Origin of the sequence: Prosthecobacter sp. (assembly GCF_014879935.1) — a bacterium.
Lineage (GTDB): Bacteria > Verrucomicrobiota > Verrucomicrobiia > Verrucomicrobiales > Verrucomicrobiaceae > Prosthecobacter.
This window is the reverse complement of record NZ_JACSRD010000149.1, coordinates 1-2,959: the sequence shown is the minus strand read 5'-3', so window position 1 is coordinate 2,959 and position 2,959 is coordinate 1. Positions and strand designations below refer to the sequence as shown.

Here is a 2,959-nt window from a genome sequence, read left to right as displayed (position 1 = left end):
CATCACCGGGGCGGTGTAGGCGTGGCCGTCGTCATAGCCGGTGAAGTATTTGGCGGTGGGATCGGGGGCAAGTCTTCGGCGGGTTTCATCGCTGTAGTTCACCACGGGCGCGGCAGGCGGCCAGGTGGTGCCGCCCCAGGGGAAGTGGCCTTTCGGCTTGAAAACCGAAGCCGGGGTGGTGTGCTCATCCCATGTCTCCTGGCTGCCGATGCCAGCCGCGATGCTCCATTCCCGGTCCGAGGGCAGGCGGTAGGTGCGGTTTTCTTTCCGGCTCAGCCAGACGCAAAATGCCTGCGCGTCCTGCCATGAGATACGGGTGACGGGATGGGCGTCGAGCAGGCCGTCTGGCGTGTAGCCCTGGGTTTGATGCTCTTTCCATTCCGTGTTGGCCTCCGGGTTATCAGCCGCATAGGCGGCGTAGTCCTGGCGGCGGGTCTCGTGGATGCAAAACAGCACGCTGGTGCCGGGCACGGGCACGAGCTTCATGCCGAGGGTGTTGGTGATGGCGCGTGCCTTTGCATCGTCAGGCGGCATGTCCACTGGAAAACTTGGCTGCTGCCGGGCTTGCAGGGCGGAGATGGCTGCGGGGTGTGGCGGCTCGACGGGGGGCAGCGGAGCGGCGGCTTTTTCCTCAGGTGGTGCCTTGCCTCCCGGCACGAGCACGCAGCGGAAGCCGAGCTGGATATTTTCAGAGGAGGGTTTTGCCGAACGGCGCGCGGCGGAGAGGATGTTTTGCGGCTGGTCATCCAGCCAGCCTGAGCCGCGATACACGCGCTCAACAAAGGCGGCGTTGAACCAGTCCCCGCACCATTCGGCGACGTTGCCACCGAGGTCGTGCAGACCGAACGGATTCGCCTCAAAGCTCATGACAGGTGCGGTGGTGACAAAGCCGTCGTCATAACCGCCAATGGATGACAGAAGGGGGAAGGCGGCCTGCTTGGCGCGGTCGGCATAGTTGCCCGCGCGCATCCCGGCGGGTGGCGGAAAGAGCGCGCCCCAGGGGAACTCGGTGCGGCCCGCGCCGCCGAGCTTTTCGGGAGTGTCATCCGTCCCCGGCTTTTCGTGCGGCCCCAGGCCGGCGGCGATGCTCCACTCGCGGTCGGTGGGCAGGCGGTAGAGACGGTTTTCCCTGCGGCTGAGCCAGTCGCAGAAGGCGCGGGCACTCTCCCAGCTCACACTGATGACCGGATGGTTTTTGTCCGCGCTGATGGGCAGGCCGTTGTAGGCCTGGATGCTCCAGGAACTGCTGATGCCTGGGCTGGCGGCGGCAAAAGCGGCATAGTCCTGCCGGCGTGTCTCATGGACGCAGAAAAGAACATCGCTGCCGGGCACAGGGATGAACTTCATGCCCAGGCTGTTGGTGACGCCGCGCGCGCGGATCTCCGCGTCAGGAAGCGGGTCGGGGAATTTGCCCGGAGGCAGGGCCGCGAGTTGCAGGCCGACCTTTGAATCTGGTGCTTGCATTTCCCGCGCCACGGGCACGGGCGTCAGCGCCGCACTTGATGGCGGGGCGGCTTCCAACACACAGCGGAAGCCGTACTGGGGGGCTTTCATGATCGTGGTGACTTCGCGGAAATGGCGCGCGGAGGAGGCCATGGTCATGCGCAGATCCTCCACCAAATGGCTGCCCCAGTGGGCTCCGCGCAAAATGCGAAACCTGCTGCCCGGCTCCTGGCGCTCCTCCACCCATTCGCTGACATTTCCCCCCATGTCATAGAGTCCGAGTTTGTTTGGCCGGAAGCTCATCACCGGCGCGGTGGTGGCGTATCCATCGCGATAACCTTTGATGTAGGAAGGCGTGGATGGCGTGGCGGCCTTGAGAGTTTCATCACTGTAGTTGCCCGCGCCTGGAGGCGGCGGCCAGGCTCCTTCCCATGGGTAGTGGTCCGGCACTTTGAAGACGGATTTTGGCGTGGTGTCGGGCGTCCAGGTTTCCTTGTCACCGATGCCTGCCGCGATGCTCCACTCGCGGTCCGTGGGCAGGCGGTAGGTGCGGCCTTCCTTTTGACTGAGCCACTTGCAGAAAGCGTCCGCCTCCTCCCAGTCGATGCGCATGGCAGGGTGATTGTCACGGTCTTCCACCACCGGGTCCAGGCCGCGGGTGACGCCCGTCAGCCACAGGCCGACCGCGCCGGGCACCTCGGCGGCATAGGCGGCGAAGTCTTTGTTGCGTGTCTCATGGATGCACATCAGCACGTCCGTGCCGGGCACGGGGGTGAATTTCATGCCCAGGTTGTTGGTGTACAGTTCGCCAGGAGAAAGCGTGATGCGCCTGGGCCTTCGGGATTCGGCTTCCATATGCAGGGCCATGAAAATGCAGGCTGTGGCTACCGCCGCTCCGAGACTGGCGAGGGCGACCCCACGACGGTGCCTGCGCAGCCAGCGCCCGGCTTTGTAGGTGAGGCTGGGCGGGCGGGCCAGCACGGGCAGGTTGTCCAGATGGCGCTGCACATCCGCTGCTAATTCCGCCGCCGTCTGGTAGCGGCGCAGGCGGTCCTTTTCCAGCGCCTTCATGGTGATCCAGTCCAAATCCGCGGGCAGCGCGGAGAGACGCGCCGGGTTGACGGACTTGTGCTGTTTCGAAGGGCTGGTCTTCTGCCGCAGACGCGTGCTCGGCCGCTCGGGATTGGTTTCCAGGATGAGCTGCTTCACCGCCACCAGCCCGCCTTCACGAATGCTGGTGGTATCGAAAGGCTGCGCGCTGGCGAGCATCTCATACAGCAACGCGCCGAGCGCATAGACATCACTACGCGCGTCCAGCCTGCGTCCGCCCTCGATCTGCTCCGGCGACATATAAACCGGCGTGCCGATGACCTGGTCTTCGTGGGTGAACATCGTCAGATCCGCCAGCGAGCCCGAGTGCATCGCCTTGGCGATGCCGAAATCAATGACCTTCGGCACCGGCGCGCCGTCCACCTCGGTGACGAGCACGTTGGAGGGCTTGATGTCGCGGTGCAGG

The 2,959-nt window shown here is 64.8% G+C and carries 1 protein-coding gene; it reads right to left on the bottom strand.

The genetic code is table 11. The annotated features are described in order from the left end of the window. Positions 1-2,959: bifunctional serine/threonine-protein kinase/formylglycine-generating enzyme family protein (locus tag IAE77_RS14150; RefSeq protein WP_294227579.1), on the bottom strand; the 2,959-nt coding region annotated here is incomplete at both ends.